Annotated in this window: 12 protein-coding genes; 4 read left to right on the forward strand and 8 right to left on the reverse strand. The window is 70.8% G+C overall.

Annotation, left to right across the window (positions count from 1 at the left end; genetic code table 11):
- Positions 1-55 precede the first annotated feature (55 nt).
- Together FCN18_RS25120 and FCN18_RS25125 are read left to right on the forward strand one after the other, a co-directional pair.
- Positions 56-985, forward strand: coding sequence for a serine hydrolase (locus FCN18_RS25120; RefSeq protein ID WP_112272551.1), 930 nt, complete (start codon positions 56-58; stop codon positions 983-985).
- Between the two features lie 176 nt (positions 986-1,161).
- Positions 1,162-2,235 (forward strand): DUF2293 domain-containing protein, encoded by a 1,074-nt coding sequence (locus tag FCN18_RS25125; RefSeq protein ID WP_137096254.1) that lies wholly within the window; start codon positions 1,162-1,164, stop codon positions 2,233-2,235.
- Here FCN18_RS25125 and FCN18_RS25130 read toward each other — a convergent pair.
- Both FCN18_RS25130 and FCN18_RS25135 read right to left on the reverse strand, forming a co-directional pair.
- Positions 2,206-2,655, reverse strand: coding sequence for a CBS domain-containing protein (locus FCN18_RS25130; protein WP_112272555.1), 450 nt, complete (start codon positions 2,653-2,655; stop codon positions 2,206-2,208). The two genes, FCN18_RS25125 and FCN18_RS25130, sit on opposite strands and share 30 nt — an antisense overlap.
- A gap of 92 nt (positions 2,656-2,747) precedes the next feature.
- A complete protein-coding gene (locus FCN18_RS25135; protein ID WP_158303178.1) occupies positions 2,748-3,656 on the reverse strand; it encodes a neutral zinc metallopeptidase in 909 nt (302 codons plus the stop codon).
- An 80-nt stretch (positions 3,657-3,736) separates the two neighbouring features.
- Here FCN18_RS25135 and FCN18_RS25140 point away from each other — a divergent pair, with 80 nt between their 5' ends.
- On the forward strand, positions 3,737-5,767 hold the full coding sequence (locus FCN18_RS25140) for a prolyl oligopeptidase family serine peptidase (protein ID WP_137096255.1): 2,031 nt from the start codon (positions 3,737-3,739) through the stop codon (positions 5,765-5,767).
- On the opposite strand, the gene FCN18_RS25145 is transcribed toward FCN18_RS25140, so the two are convergent.
- The 4 genes from FCN18_RS25145 to FCN18_RS25160 form a co-directional block, all read right to left on the reverse strand.
- Positions 5,755-6,519: an SDR family oxidoreductase gene (locus FCN18_RS25145; protein WP_137096256.1), complete on the reverse strand. Its 765-nt coding sequence runs from the start codon at positions 6,517-6,519 to the stop codon at positions 5,755-5,757. The genes FCN18_RS25140 and FCN18_RS25145 overlap by 13 nt on opposite strands.
- Before the next feature lie 96 nt (positions 6,520-6,615).
- The gene (locus tag FCN18_RS25150) at positions 6,616-9,480 is read right to left on the reverse strand and encodes a vitamin B12-dependent ribonucleotide reductase (RefSeq protein WP_112272563.1); all 2,865 of its coding nucleotides are present in this window, start codon (positions 9,478-9,480) and stop codon (positions 6,616-6,618) included.
- A gap of 34 nt (positions 9,481-9,514) precedes the next feature.
- Positions 9,515-10,012 carry a transcriptional regulator NrdR gene (nrdR, locus tag FCN18_RS25155; RefSeq protein ID WP_110340229.1) on the reverse strand — a complete coding sequence of 166 codons (498 nt, stop codon included), beginning with the start codon at positions 10,010-10,012 and terminating at the stop codon, positions 9,515-9,517.
- Between the two features lie 289 nt (positions 10,013-10,301).
- Positions 10,302-10,772, reverse strand: a complete 471-nt coding sequence (locus FCN18_RS25160) for a LysM peptidoglycan-binding domain-containing protein (RefSeq protein WP_228714117.1) — start codon at positions 10,770-10,772, stop codon at positions 10,302-10,304.
- Between the two features lie 212 nt (positions 10,773-10,984).
- On the opposite strand from FCN18_RS25160, the gene lexA reads away from it, so the two are divergent.
- Entirely contained in the window at positions 10,985-11,674 is a 690-nt protein-coding gene (gene lexA, locus FCN18_RS25165; RefSeq protein WP_137096257.1) for a transcriptional repressor LexA, read from the forward strand.
- Between the two features lie 3 nt (positions 11,675-11,677).
- On the opposite strand, the gene FCN18_RS25170 is transcribed toward lexA, so the two are convergent.
- Entirely contained in the window at positions 11,678-12,709 is a 1,032-nt protein-coding gene (locus FCN18_RS25170; protein WP_170200595.1) for an SdiA-regulated/phytase-like domain-containing protein, read from the reverse strand.
- 11 nt (positions 12,710-12,720) lie between these two features.
- The gene (gene hflX / locus FCN18_RS25175; protein ID WP_228714120.1) at positions 12,721-14,100 is read right to left on the reverse strand and encodes a GTPase HflX; all 1,380 of its coding nucleotides are present in this window, start codon (positions 14,098-14,100) and stop codon (positions 12,721-12,723) included.
- Between the last annotated feature and the right edge of the window lie 174 nt (positions 14,101-14,274).

The following is a 14,274-nucleotide window of genomic DNA, read 5'->3' on the forward strand; positions in this document are numbered from 1 at the left end:
CGATGTTCACGCCGAGTTGACGGTCAACCTACCGATCGGGTGATTCTCTGGTCTGGTGAAGCCTCGGGCGATCGGCCTCAGCGCGCTGGCGGCGGGACTCGTCGCGACCGTGATCACCGTGTCGGCGGTGACCCGGGCCGACACCGTGGCATCGCCCGAGCCGCAGTCCACCACCCGTGCCCCCGTCGCCGAGGAGGCCTTCACGCGGCCACCGCTGACGCCCACCACGGAAGCCCCGGCACCGGAGCGGGAGCGGGCGAAGCTGGCGCAGGCGGTCTCCGGGGCCGTGGCCTCGGTGGTGCCGGGCACCCGGATGGGCCTCGCCGTCTACGACCGGCTCACCGACTCGATGCTCACGAGCCTCAACGCCGACGAGCAGTTCTACACGGCCTCGGTCGTCAAGCTCCTGATCGTCACCGAGGTGCTGCGCGAGGCGGACTGGCGGGTTCCCGGCGGGGCCGAGCGCCAGGAGCTGCACGCGATGCTGGCGGGCAGCGCCGACCGGGTCGCGTCCGCGCTGTGGGGCGCCTACGGCGGCACCGAGATCGACCGCGATGCCGCGGAGCTGATGGGGCTGGAGAACACCAGCCCGCCCCGCGAGGAAGGTCAGTGGGAGCTGACGCGGATGAGCCCGCGCGACATCGTGACCGTCTACGAGTACCTCGACGACGAGCTGCCGCGGCCGGCGAGCGACTTCGTTCTCGGCGCGCTGGCGGACGCCACTCGCGTGGCGGTGGACGGCTTCGACCAGTACTTCGGGATCCCCGGTGCGCTGCCGGGCACCGAGTGGGCCGTCAAGCAGGGCTGGATGGAGGTCGGCGACGGGCTCGTGCTCAACACCACCGGCATCGTCGGCTCCGACGAGCGCTACATCGTGTCGCTGCTCGCGCACCTGCCCGCCGGCACCGGCTTCGCCGAGGCGCGGACGGCGCTCACCGCGGGCATCGCGGCGCTCGCTCCAAGTCTGGAGCAGCAGGCGGGCTAGTGCCCCCGGCCGGAAGCTCACCACATAATTCGGCGGCCCAGCTTCCCGCCGGCTGCGTTGCCGGTCCGCCCAAGTACGGCCCACTACGAGAACGAACCGGCCCCTTGCCAGCGGAAACCTGGATCCACCGACTCAAGCAACAGACTTCCGACGGAGGGCACTAGGCTGCCGGCGTCATGACGAAGCTGCGCCAGCGGGTGATCGACGCCGCCGAGACCGCCCTCGCCCGCCAGCACTACGCCGCGCCCGTCGAGCTGTTCTCCGCACTGGGCTGGCTGCCCGCATCCCGCGCCGAGGAGTGGCGTTCCGGTCGCGTTCCCTGCCTCGAGCACGTCCTCCCGGTCGACGCGGGCAAGCTCGTGGACGCCGTGTCGTACCTGCGCGACTGGGCCACGGCCCGTGGCCTGACGGCCAGCGACACCGCCTACCTCGCCCGTACCCGCGACAACCGGAACCTGCGCTTCACCGCCGACGGTGACGACGCGGTCGAGCGACTCTTCCGCACGCACTGGATGTCGCCGGAACTCTCGCCGAAACGCCTCGAACGGCTGCGGGCGCGGCAGAACAAGGCACCGGACCTCACGGTGACGCCCGCGGAGCAGGCGTGGACGTGCGCGGGCTGCGGCACGAGTGCGGACGCGGGCGAGTTCCGGCTCGTTGAGGACACCGGCCCGCTGTGCCTGACCTGTGCGGACTTCGACCATCTCGCGTTCCTGCCCGCGGGCGACGCCGCGTTGTCCCGGCGCGCGAAGAAGGAGAGCACGCTGTGTGTGCTCGTCGTGCGGTTCAACCGCAGGCGCAAGCGGTACGAGCGGCAGGGCATCCTCGTGGAGCCTGCCGCGCTCGACCGTGCCGAGGAGCAGTGCCTCGCCGACGAGGACCTGCGCGCCCGCCGCCGGGTCCGTGACGCCGAGCGGCGCGCCGCTCAGGACGTGGAGTTCCAGGCGCGGTTCGCCGCCGAGATCGTGCGCCTCTACCCCGGTTGCCCGCTGCATCGGGCGCAGGCGATCGCCGAGCACGCCGCGACGAGGGGCAGCGGCCGCGTGGGCCGTTCGGCCGAGGGACGCACGCTCGGTGAGGAGGCGGTGCGCCTGGCCGTGATCGCGTCGGTGCGGCACCTGGACACCGCCTACGACGACCTGCTGATGTCCGGGATGCCGAGAGCGGACACGCGCGACCGCATCCGCTCCGACATCGACCGGGTCCTGCGCGGCTGGGAGTCAGCCGGTGGCGTTGAAGGGACCGCCTGAGATGTAGGCCTCCAGCTGTTCCTGGTTCTGCTCCAGCTCGTCCATCCGGGACTTCACCACGTCGCCGATGCTGACGATGCCGCCGAGCCTGCCGTCGACGAGCACGGGGACGTGGCGGATCCTGCGCTCGGTCATGACGCCGCTGAGCTGGTCGACCGAGTCCTGGGGCGTGCACGTGGCCACGACGGTGGTCATGATGTCGGCGACGGGCCGCTCGAGCAGGCCGGGGCCGTGTTCGTGCAGGCGGCGAACGACGTCGCGCTCGGACACGATGCCGGCGACCCTGTCGTGGCCGTCGACGACCACCAGCGCACCGACGTTGTGTTGGGCGAGTCGGGCCAGCAGCTCTCTGACGGTCGTCTCCGGAGCAACGGTGGCCACCATCGCCCCCTTGCTCCGCAGCAGATCGGCAATGCGCATGAACGTCTCCTCCCGCCGAGAACCGTGAGCTGCCTCACAACAGGTTAGTGGCCGGGTGGGCAGCGTGAAAGCGCTCTTCTGGGGCGCCGACCTCAGGCGACGTCCGCGGCGGGCGCCGTCCACGTGTTGCAGGCGGCGGGACCGTCGGCCAGGAACCCGGTCTCCGCCCAGCGGACCTGGTTCTCCAGCGTGCCGTGGGTGTCGCTGTCGATGCTGTTCGCGAAGTCGTCGACCCCGCTGCGGGCTTCCTCCCAGCTGATCTCCCCTCGGCCCGCGACGGCGGCGAGGAACAGCCCGGCGAAGCAGTTGGCCTGCAGCTCGGCGCGCCGCGTCAGTTCCAGCTCGCCCGGTGACCCGGGATCGAGCCCGGCCATCCGCTCGGCCGTGGCGTCCAGCGTGCCGCTGAGCTTCTGCACGTGGTGGCCGTACTCGTGCGCGAGCACCGCGAGGTGCGCGGGCCGGTACAACCCCAGGTACTCGACGAGACGCTCCCTCGGCATGTAGATGATCCCTTCGGCGCCGCAGTAGAACGCGGTCGCCTCGTCCTCGCCGGGCATCGCACCGCACCGGCTGGACGCGTCCGACCTGATCTCGAGCCCGGCCTCGGTGAACCGGGCCCCGGTTTCGGTCAGCACCGGTCGCCAGGCGGCGTCGAGGCAGCTCAGGGCCGCCGAGTAGAACGCGCGGAGCCGCTCGGCCGAGCCGCCGAGCACGGGCAGGTCGCACGTGACGCCCGCCAGCGCGACGCCCTCGCCCAGCAGCGGGTTGGCCCCAGGGTCCGCGGCCGGTTCGGCCGCCGGAGTCCGCGGCGGCGACTCGACCGGCGGCGCCGACACCAGGTCGGGTACGGCGTTCGGTGACGGCAGCGCGACACCCTTGACGGGTGCGGCCGCCCTGCCTGCCAGCGCGATCACGCCGACGACCCCCAGCACCGCCACGAGCACGCCCAGTACCGCGAAGGGGTTGTTCCTGGCGGGCCGGACATCGTCGATTCTGTCCACAGTGCACGTCAGCTTATCGGCGCGGCGCCGCGTCCCGGATCACGAAACGGGAACTCGTGCGCGCTGGCAGACTGGAGGCCATGACCGACGCGACACCCCCTGTGGACGACGACCCGTACCTCTGGCTGGAGGACGTCACCGGCGAGCGGGCGCTCGGCTGGGTACGGGCCCGCAACGCCGAGACGGCCGCGCGGCTCACGGGCGGTGAGCGGTTCGACCGGGTCCGGGACGAGCTGCGTGAGGTGCTCGACTCCGACAACCGCATCCCCTACGTGCGAAGGCGCGGAGAGCACCTCTACAACTTCTGGCGCGACGCCACGCACCCGAGGGGCCTGTGGCGGCGGACGACGCTGGAGGAGTACCGCACCGCCGCGCCGGACTGGCAGGTGCTCATCGACGTGGACGCGCTCGCGGAGGCCGAGGGCGAGAACTGGGTGTGGCAGGGCGCCGCCGTGTTGCGGCCGGGGCTGCGGCGCTGCCTCGTGGAGTTGTCGCGCGGGGGCGCCGACGCGACCGTGGTGCGCGAGTTCGACCTGGAGCGGCTCGAGTTCGTGGACGGCGGCTTCGAGCTCCCCGAGGCGAAGAGCTCGGTCGGCTGGATCGACGAGGACCACATCTACGTCGGCACCGACTTCGGCGAGGGCTCGCTCACCAGCTCCGGCTACCCGCGCCTGGTCAGGGAATGGCGGCGCGGGACCCCGCTCGCCGAGGCGCCCGTGGTGTTCGAGGGCAAGCCCGAGGACGTGTCGGTGCGCGCCTACCACGACGCCACCGAGGGCTGGGAACGCGACTTCGTGCGCCGCAACGTCGACTTCTACCGGTCGGAGCTGTACCTGCGCACGGCCGACGGGCTGGTGCGCATCGACGTCCCCGAGGACGCGAACGCCTCCGTGCACCGGGAGTGGCTGCTGGTGCGCACGCGCACGCCGTGGGGCGAGTATCCGGCGGGCGCGCTGCTCGCCGCGAGGCTCGACGGGTTCCTCGCCGGTGAGCGCGCGATGACCGTGCTGTTCGAACCGGACGCGCACACCTCACTCGACTACTACGCCTGGACCCGCAACCACCTGGTGCTGGGCACGCTGAGCGACGTCAAGACCAGGCTCCGCGTGCTCACCCCGGCCGACGGCGGCTGGCGGGACGAGCCGCTCGCGGGCGTGCCCGAGGTCGGCAGCGTCGACCTCGTCGGCACCGATCCCCACGAGGGCGACGAGTTCTTCCTCGACGTCACCGGGTTCACCGAGCCGTCGAAGCTGGTGCGCGGCGTCGTGGGCGGCCAGCTGGAGACGCTGCGGCAGGCGCCCGCGTTCTTCGACAGCACGGGGCTCGTGGCCGAGCAGTTCTTCGCGACTTCGGCCGACGGCACGCGGATCCCGTACTTCGTGGTCGGGGCCCACGAGAACCGGCCCGGCCCGACGCTGCTCACCGGCTACGGCGGGTTCGAGGTGTCGCAGACGCCGTACTACAGCGGTATGACCGGCAGGGGCTGGCTCGCCAGGGGCGGCACCTACGTGCTGGCGAACATCCGCGGCGGAGGCGAGTACGGCCCGGACTGGCACAACCAGGCGATCAAGGCCAACCGCCACCGCGTCTACGAGGACTTCGCCGCCGTGGCGGCGGATCTGGTGGAGCGCGGCATCACCACGCCCGAACGCCTCGGCATCCAGGGCGGCAGCAACGGCGGCCTGCTGACGGGTGTGATGCTCACCCGCTACCCCGGGCTGTTCGGCGCAGTCGTCAGCCAGGTTCCGCTGCTCGACATGCGCCGCTACCACAAGCTGCTCGCCGGAGCGTCGTGGATGGCCGAGTACGGCGACCCGGACGATCCGGCCGACTGGGCCTACCTCTCCCGGTACTCGCCGTACCATAACGTCCACAGCGGACGAAAGTATCCGCCGGCGCTGTTCGTGACGTCCACGCGCGACGACCGGGTGCACCCCGCACACGCGCGCAAGATGGTGGCCCGCATGCGGGAGCAGGGTCACGACGTCGGTTACTACGAGAACATCGAGGGCGGGCATGGCGCGGCGGCCGACAACGCGCAGCTGGCGTTCAAGTGGGCGCTGGTCTTCGAGTTCCTGTGGGAGCGGCTGGCGGGCGATCAGCGCCGCTGAGCGAGGAACTCCTCGAACGTGACCCGGCCGTCGGAGCGCTCGGGCGTGAGGTGCAGACCCTCGCGGTAGGCCCGGTAGGACCGGCCCGCGAGCGGTAGGTTCACGATCCTGCGCCCACGCCCGAACGTGTCCAGGTAGGCGCGGGCGAGGTCGGCGAGCTCGCGGATCTCCGGCCCGCCGAGGTCGGGTACCCGGCCACACGGCGAACCGGTGGCCAGCTCGGCGAGCCGCGCGGCCACCTCGCCGGAGTCGACGGGCTGCACGCGCACGCCCTTCGGCAGCACGAGCACGGGCGGCCCGGCCAGCGCGGACAGGATGCGGTACACGAGGTCGTGGAACTGCGTGGCGCGCAGAACGGTCCACCCGACACCGGAGTCGGCGACCACGCGCTCGGCCGCGAGCTTGCCCCGGTAGTACGGCAGCGGATGCCGGTCGACGCCGACGATCGAGATGTAGACGACGTGCGGACAGTCCGCGTCCTTCGCCGCGGCGAGCACGGTGCGGGCCAGCTCTTGCTCCCCGCGCACCATGTTGGTGGCGCAGTGGACGACCGCGCTCGTGCCCTCGACCGCGGCGGTCAGCCCGGCGCCGCTGCGATAGTCCACAGTGGCCCACTCGTGTGGCTGCGGCCCGGCGGGCGCCGGGCGACGGCTGGCGACGCGAACGGGCACGCCCCGGTCGAACAAGTGCCGCACGACATGTCTGCCCAACGTGCCCGTGCCGCCGGTCACCAGGATCGGGAGGGTCGCCATGCCTGCAGTTTCACGCGCCATGGCTGGGCGCCGCAACAGCGGAAGGCCGGAGATCGGCGAGCGATCTCCGGCCTCCCACGTCACTGACTCAGTACGTCAGCTGCAGCCCGAGGTGGCTCCGCAGCCCTCGCAGGCGTAACACGAGCCCGCCGGGCGCATCTTCGTGCCGCACGTCATGCACAGCGGCGCGTCGGCGGCCTTGCCGAGGTGCAGCTCCATCAGCTCCGTGGTGGTGTGCGCCTCCTGAAACCTCGCGGAGTCGTCCTCCTGCGGCGGCTTCTGCTCGACCGGGCGCGATCCGCTGGCGTCCACGCTGCTGCGCAGCGCCTCGAGGTCCACGCTCTCCGGCTCGGCGTTGCCGTTGCCGTAGTCGGCCTCGACCTGCGCGGAGCGCTCGTCGGCGGTGAAGATGCCGAGCTGCGCCCGCTTCTCGTAGGGCAGGTAGTCCAGCGCCAGCCTGCGGAACAGGTAGTCCAGCACGCTGGTGGCCATCCGCACGTCCGGGTCGTCGGTCATGCCGGCCGGCTCGAAACGCAGGTTGGAGAACTTCGAGACGTAGAACTCCAGCGGGATGCCGTACTGCAGGCCCACCGAGATCGACATCGAGAAGGCGTCCATGACACCGGCGAGCGTGGAGCCCTGCTTGCCGAGCTTGACGAAGATCTCGCCGAGGCCGTCGTCGGGGTACGAGCCCGCGGTGAGGTAGCCCTCGGCGCCGCCCACGGTGAACGACACCGTCTGGCTCGGGCGCTTCTTCGGCAGGCGCTTGCGCACCGGGCGGTACTCGACGACCTTCTCCGGGTCCGCCTCGGCCTTCTCCTTCTTGCCGGTGGAGAGCGGCTGGCCCACCTTGCAGTTGTCGCGGTAGATGGCCAGCGCCTTGAGGCCGAGCTTCCAGCCCTGGAAGTAGATGTCCTCGACCTCCTCGACGGTCGCCGACTCCGGCATGTTGACCGTCTTGGAGATGGCGCCCGACAGGAACGGCTGGACCGCGGCCATCATCCGCACGTGGCCGATCGGCGCGATGGAGCGCTCACCGACGGCGCAGTCGAACACCTCGTAGTGCTCGGGGCGCAGGCCCGGAGCGTCCACGACATGGCCGTGCTGCGAGATGTAGTCGACGATCGCCTCGATCTGCTCGCCCTGGTAGCCGAGCGAGTGCAGCGCGCGCGGCACCGCGTTGTTGACGATCTGCATGGAGCCGCCACCGACGAGCTTCTTGAACTTCACCAGCGAGAAGTCCGGCTCGATGCCCGTGGTGTCGCAGTCCATCATGAAGCCGATGGTGCCGGTCGGCGCCAGGACGCTGGCCTGCGCGTTGCGCCAGCCCGACGTCCCACCGATCTCGATGCCGCGCTGCCACTCCTCGGTCGCGAGAGCGCGCACGTTCACGTCGTTGGTGTGGAAGGTGCGGATCAGCTCGTTGGCCGCCGCGTGCTTGCGCATCACCCGCTGGTGGGCCTCCGCGTTGCGGGCGTAGCCCTCGTACGGGCCCACGACACCGGCCATCTCGGCCGAGCGACGGTAGGACACGGCCGTCATCAGCGACGTGATCGAGGCCGCGAGCGCGCGCCCGCCGTCGGAGTCGTAGGCGTGGCCGGTGGCCATGAGCAGCGCGCCGAGGTTGGCGTAGCCGATGCCCAGCTGGCGGAACTTCCGCGTGGTCTCCGCGATCGGCTCGGTCGGGAAGTCGGCGAAGCAGATCGAGATGTCCATCGCCGTGATGACGAGCTCGACGGCCCTGGCGAACAGCTCCGCGTTGAACGTGCCGTCGTCGGAGAGGAACTTCAGCAGGTTCAGCGACGCGAGGTTGCAGCTGGAGTTGTCGAGGTGCATGTACTCCGAGCACGGGTTGGACGCGGTGATGCGGCCCGACTCGGGGCAGGTGTGCCAGTCGTTGATCGTGTCGTCGTACTGGATGCCGGGGTCGGCGCACTCCCACGCCGCCTGCGCCATCTTGCGGAAGAGCTTCTTCGCGTCGACCCGCTCGATGACCTCACCGGTCAGCCGCGCGCGCAGGCCGAAGTCGCTCTTGTTCTCCACGGCCTGCATGAACTCGTCGGAGACACGAACCGAGTTGTTGGCGTTCTGGTACTGCACCGACGCGATGTCCGCGCCACCGAGGTCCATGTCGAACCCGGCGTCGCGCAGCACGCGGATCTTGTGCTCTTCCTTGGCCTTGGTCTCGATGAACTCCTCGACGTCGGGGTGGTCGACGTCGAGCACGACCATCTTCGCCGCGCGGCGGGTGGCGCCGCCGGACTTGATGGTGCCGGCGGAGGCGTCGGCGCCGCGCATGAACGACACCGGGCCGGAGGCCGTGCCGCCCGAGGAGAGCAGCTCCTTGGAGGAGCGGATGCGGGAGAGGTTGAGGCCCGCGCCGGAGCCGCCCTTGAAGATGCGGCCCTCTTCCTTGTACCAGTCGAGGATCGACTCCATCGTGTCGTCGACGGAGAGGATGAAGCAGGCGGACACCTGCTGCTTGGACGTGGTGCCGACGTTGAACCACACCGGGGAGTTGAAGCTGAACACCTGGTGCAGCAGCATCCAGGTGAGCTCGTGCTCGAAGATCTCCGCGTCGGCGGGCGAGGCGAAGTAGCCGTGCTCGGTGCCCGACTCGACGTACTTCTTCACCACGCGGTCGATGAGCTGCTTGAGGCTGCTCTCGCGCTGCGGGCTGCCCACGGCGCCCCGGAAGTACTTGCTGGTGACGATGTTGGTCGCGTTGAGAGACCAGAACTCGGGGAACTCGACCCCGCGCTGCTCGAAGTTGATCGTGCCGTCACGCCAGTTGGTCATGACGACGTCACGGCTCTCCCACTTGACCTCGTCGTAGGGGTGCACGCCCTCGGTGGTGTAGACGCGCTGGACCTTCAGGCCCTTGCGCGCGGCCGCACCGCTCTGCCGCTTCTTCCCCGACCTGCCGGAGGCCTCGGCGCCGACCCCCACGGTTTCTGTCATGACTCCCACTCCCGCGTTCGCATTGGCGGCGACGTCACGCGTCGTCCGCACTCTTCCCGCTGCCGGCGGCCGGATCGGCCGCACCCGCAATCGCCTGCCGAAGATCCGAGATCTCCTTCTCGAAGTCCTCGATCGAGGAGAACGAGCGGTAAACACTCGCGAACCGCAGATAAGCCACAGCGTCCAGCTCGCGAAGCGGGCCCAGGATGGCCAGCCCCACCTCGTGGCTCGGTATCTCCGCGACACCAGCCGCCCTGATCGACTCCTCGACCCGCTGAGCGAGCTGCTGCAGCGCGTCGTCGTCGACGGGACGGCCCTGGCACGCGCGGCGCACTCCCAGAACCACCTTGTCGCGGCTGAACTGTTCGGTGACCCCGGAACGCTTCACGACGGCGAGGACCATCGTCTCCGAGGTGGTGAACCGGCGACCGCACTCCGAGCACGAGCGGCGGCGGCGGATCGCCTGTCCTTCATCCACCTCCCGAGAGTCGACGACACGGGAATCGGCGTGCCTGCAGAACGGGCAACGCATGCGCCGATCACCTCCTCACATCGCACCGGGTCCGACCGTGGTGTCCGACCACCTGGCCGCATCGCCCTGGTGATCGTTTTGTGGACACCCGGTGGGTGAACACCGACAAGCTGTGGATAACTCTGTCGATTCTACCCCAACTTGTGGACCAACTACAGCCATGTAACTACTACATGTTGGGGTTGACCTTAGGAGCAGCAGGCCCCCTGGCGCAAGCTGACACGGCACGCCCGACGGAGTGACGGCCGACATAAGGACCGCACTCGGGGTAGAGGGAGCGGTGCCGGCGTCAGGCTCCGGCGGGCACGACGAGCGGCGTCCCGGCGTCGACCCGGGCGCCCGTGAGCCCGTTCAGCTCCTGGATGCGCTCGACGACGGCGGCCGGGTCACTGCCGGGGGCGGAGCGCTCGGCGAGGTCCCACAACGTGTCACCCGGCGCGACCGACACCACCGCGGTGCCGGACGGGACGGTGGCCTCCCCGCCGCCGGCGACACTGCTCGCGAAGAGCCCCAGCCCGACGAGCCCAAGGCACACCGCGGCGCCGAGTGCGAGCAGCAGCGGCCAGCGCAGCGCCGCGGACCTCGGCGCACAGGTGGCCACCCTCGCGGACCTCCGCCCGGCGACGACCCGCGCCCTGGTCGGCGGGCGCCGCGTCTCCCCCGTTCGCGGCCTGCGCACCACCCTGCCCGGGTGCTGGACCCGACCGATCTCGCGGACTTCCCGCTCCACGACAACCGACATCGCAACCTCCTCGAACATGCGTTCTATCGAACGCCCGTGCGAAGGTGTACCACCAGGGTCCGACAAAATCGAGAGCGGCACGGCGTGTCGATCGAACAAATGTTTGAAATCGCCGTCCACGCGGGCTAGCGTCGAGTGTGGACAGCGGGCAGGCCAACGGGCGCCCGCACGCGGCAGGACAGGCGACCCCGGGCACGGCTACGGCCGGCCCTCGACTGGGAGGCAACGCGGTGGCACGCAAGACCAAGGACGACGGCGGCAAGGTGCACGCCCTTCCGGAGATCGAGGACCCGGACGACAGCCTGACCCCGCGTCAGCAGAAGGTGCTCGAGGTGATCCGGGACTGGGTCGACCGGTTCGGCTACCCGCCGAGCGTCCGGGAGATCGGCGAGGCCGTCGGGCTCACGTCCACGTCGTCGGTTTCCCACCAGCTGCGCGCGTTGCAGCGCAAGGGCCACCTGCGCCGCGACGCGAACCGCCCGCGCGCGGTCGGCGTCCTGTCCGCGGAGTCCGACCGGGCCGCCGCGCTCGCGGAGCAGCTGCCGAAGCCCGCGTTCGTGCCGCTCGTGGGCCGCATCGCCGCCGGTGGCCCCGTGCTGGCCGAGGAGGCCATCGAGGACGTCTTCCCGCTGCCGAAGGACATCGTCGGCGAGGGCGACGTGTTCCTGTTGAGCGTCACGGGTGACTCGATGATCGACGCAGCCATCACCGACGGCGACTGGGTCGTGGTGCGCCAGCAGCCCAACGCCGAGAACGGCGACATCGTGGCCGCGATGATCGAGGGCGAGGCGACGGTCAAGACGTTCAAGCGCAAGGACGGGCACGTCTGGCTGATGCCGCACAACGAGGCATACGAGCCGATCCCCGGTGACGACGCCACCATCCTGGGCAAGGTCGTCGCCGTCCTGCGGCGGCTGTAGGGGCTAGCGGCGGCGGAGCTTGCTGAAACCGAACACGAGCATCGCCGCGACGCCCACTGCGATGGCGATTCCCGGCAGCACCGGCACGCCGGAGCTGTCCTGCTCGGCGGCCGGAGCGGGGCTGCCTCCGGCAGCGCTGTCGGATTGCGCCGGCTCACTCGGCGTGGTCTCGACGTCGACGAGCCCGGCCGCGCCACGCACGATGCGCACCGGGCTGCCCACGCCTTCGCTGACCGACAGCAGTGAGCCGTCCGGTTCGAACGCGATCGCCTCGCCCTGTGCCTCGTCCGGCAGCGGCACCCGCACCGGCGAACGCTGCAACGCGGCCACGACATCGCCGTCCGGCGCCGGGTACAGGTAGGCATCGGTGTAGGTCCGCACGGCGAACACGCTGCCATCGGCGTTCGTGGCAGCGCCGGTGACAAGCAGCGAACCGGCCGTGCCCACCGGGCCACCCGGCGTGTCCGTGGCGGACAGGCTCAGCGAGCCGACCTTCTCCAATGGGGTCGGCCCAGGACTGGCGAGCGGCGCCGACGGCCGGTACACCTCCGAACCGCCCAGCACGTTCTTCGTGATGATGTACGGCGTGCCCGACCGGTCGAGCAGCAGCGCCTCGGCGTCGCGGGCGCCGTCCGGGTAGGTCAGCCGGTACAGCGTGGCGGGGCCGCCGGGCGAAAGGGCGTGCAGCGCCACCGTGTCCCGCTGCTTGCGGTTGTCGCCGGTGTCGCCGAGCCACAGTGTGCCGTCCGGGGCCAGCGCCAGGTCCTCGACGTCGTAAGGGTCGGTCGGGTCGGTGAGCACGTCCTGGACGGAACAGTCCTTGCCGAGCACGAAGACCTCGATGCTCGTGCCGCCATCGTTGACCGCGTACCAGCTGCCCTCGTCGGCTGCCAGGCCCGACACCTCCGCGAGCCGGTCGTCGCCGAGCGAGCAGACCTGCTCCGGCGCGGGTGCCTGCGCCGAGGCCGGCACGGCAGCGGCGGCGAGCAACAGCGCGAGGACGGACGCGCCCGCTGCCCACCGCCGGCCGTGCAAACTCACAGCCGTCAGATCGCGGAACCGTTGGTGACGTAACGCTGCAGCGCGGCGGCCAGGTCGGGGCGGACCCTCGCCTGCAGCCGCGTGCCCTCCGGCGTGTGCTCCTCCGAGAGCACCTCGCCGTCGGCGTGCGCCCGCGCGACGAGCTCGCCGCGCGCGTACGGCACCAGCACGTCCACCGCGACCTCCGGCCTCGGCAGGCGCTGTGCGATCTCCTCCACGAGCTTGGCGACGCCCTGGCCGCTGCGCGCCGACACCACGACGGCGTCGGGCAGCAGGTTCCGCAGCCTCGCCAAGCTCACCTCGTCCGCCGCGTCGGCCTTGTTGATCACGATCAACTCCGGCGGCAAGGCGTCGGAGCGCCGCTCGGCGATCTCGTGGAGCACCTGGTGCACCGCGTTCACCTGCTCCTCGGGAGCGGGCGCGGACCCGTCCACGATGTGCAGCAGGAGGTCGGCGTCGGCCGCCTCGTCGAGGGTCGAGCGGAACGCGTCGACCAGCTGGTGCGGCAGGTGCCGCACGAACCCGACGGTGTCGGTCAGCGTGTACGCCCTGCCGTCCGGGGTCTCCGAACGGCGCGTGGTCGGGTCGAGGGTGGCGAACAGCGCGTCCTCCACCAGCACGCCCGCGCCGGTGATGGCGTTGAGCAGGCTCGACTTGCCCGCGTTGGTGTAGCCGACGATGGCAACGCTCGGCACCTCGTTGGCCACCCGCCTGCCGCGCTTCGTGGCTCGGATCGTGTCCATCGCGGCGATCTCGCGGCGCAGCTTGGCAACCCGCTTGCTGATGCGCCTGCGGTCGGTCTCCAGCTTGGTCTCACCGGGGCCGCGCAGGCCGACACCGCCGTTCGCACCGCCGGCCCGGCCACCGGCCTGCCGGGACAGGGATTCACCCCACCCCCGCAGGCGCGGGATGAGGTACTGCAGCTGGGCCAGCTCGACCTGGGCCTTGCCCTCACGGGAACGCGCGTGCTGGGCGAAGATGTCGAGGATCAGCGCCGTGCGGTCGATGACCTTGACCTTGAGCTTCGCCTCCAGCTGACGCAGCTGGCCGGGCGAGAGCTCACCGTCGCAGATGACGGTGTCCGCGCCGGTCGCGGCCACGATGTCGGCGAGCTCGCGCACCTTGCCGGATCCGACGTAGGTCGCCGGGTCCGGCCTGCTCCTGCGCTGCACGAGACCCTCGAGGATCTGCGACCCCGCGGTCTCGGCGAGGCGGGCCAGCTCCTCCAGCGACGCCTCGGACTGCGCGGCCGTCCCCTCGGTCCACACGCCGACGAGCACGACCCGTTCGAGGCGCAGCTGCCGGTACTCGACCTCGGTGATGTCGGTGAGTTCGGTGGAGAGACCCGCGACCCTGCGCAGTGACGCGCGGTCCTCGAGCTCCAGTTCCCCCTGGGAGAGCTCCGTGTCGTCGGCGTACTGGCCGAACTCGTCGAAGAGCTCCTCCGGCTCGTATTGTCCTTCCGCCCGCGGGAAGTCGCGGGGACTCGGCTTGCTCACATGCCTCCAGTTGTGCTGTCGGGCCGACTCACCGATCGACCTCGTCTGCGATCCATGCTG

The sequence above is a fragment of the Prauserella endophytica genome (assembly GCF_005146945.1).
Lineage (GTDB): Bacteria > Actinomycetota > Actinomycetes > Mycobacteriales > Pseudonocardiaceae > Prauserella_A > Prauserella_A endophytica.

Excerpts from the sequence above, each read along its gene's own strand:
- FCN18_RS25125 (WP_137096254.1), top strand. The coding sequence starts at position 1,162 with ATGACGAAGCTGCGCCAGCGGGTGATCGACGCCGCCGAGACCGCCCTC.
- FCN18_RS25130 (WP_112272555.1), bottom strand. The coding sequence starts at position 2,655 with ATGCGCATTGCCGATCTGCTGCGGAGCAAGGGGGCGATGGTGGCCACC.
- FCN18_RS25140 (WP_137096255.1), top strand. The coding sequence starts at position 3,737 with ATGACCGACGCGACACCCCCTGTGGACGACGACCCGTACCTCTGGCTG.
- FCN18_RS25145 (WP_137096256.1), bottom strand. The coding sequence starts at position 6,519 with ATGGCGACCCTCCCGATCCTGGTGACCGGCGGCACGGGCACGTTGGGC.
- FCN18_RS25150 (WP_112272563.1), bottom strand. The coding sequence starts at position 9,480 with ATGACAGAAACCGTGGGGGTCGGCGCCGAGGCCTCCGGCAGGTCGGGG.
- nrdR (WP_110340229.1), bottom strand. The coding sequence starts at position 10,012 with ATGCGTTGCCCGTTCTGCAGGCACGCCGATTCCCGTGTCGTCGACTCT.
- FCN18_RS25160 (WP_228714117.1), bottom strand. The coding sequence starts at position 10,772 with ATGTTCGAGGAGGTTGCGATGTCGGTTGTCGTGGAGCGGGAAGTCCGC.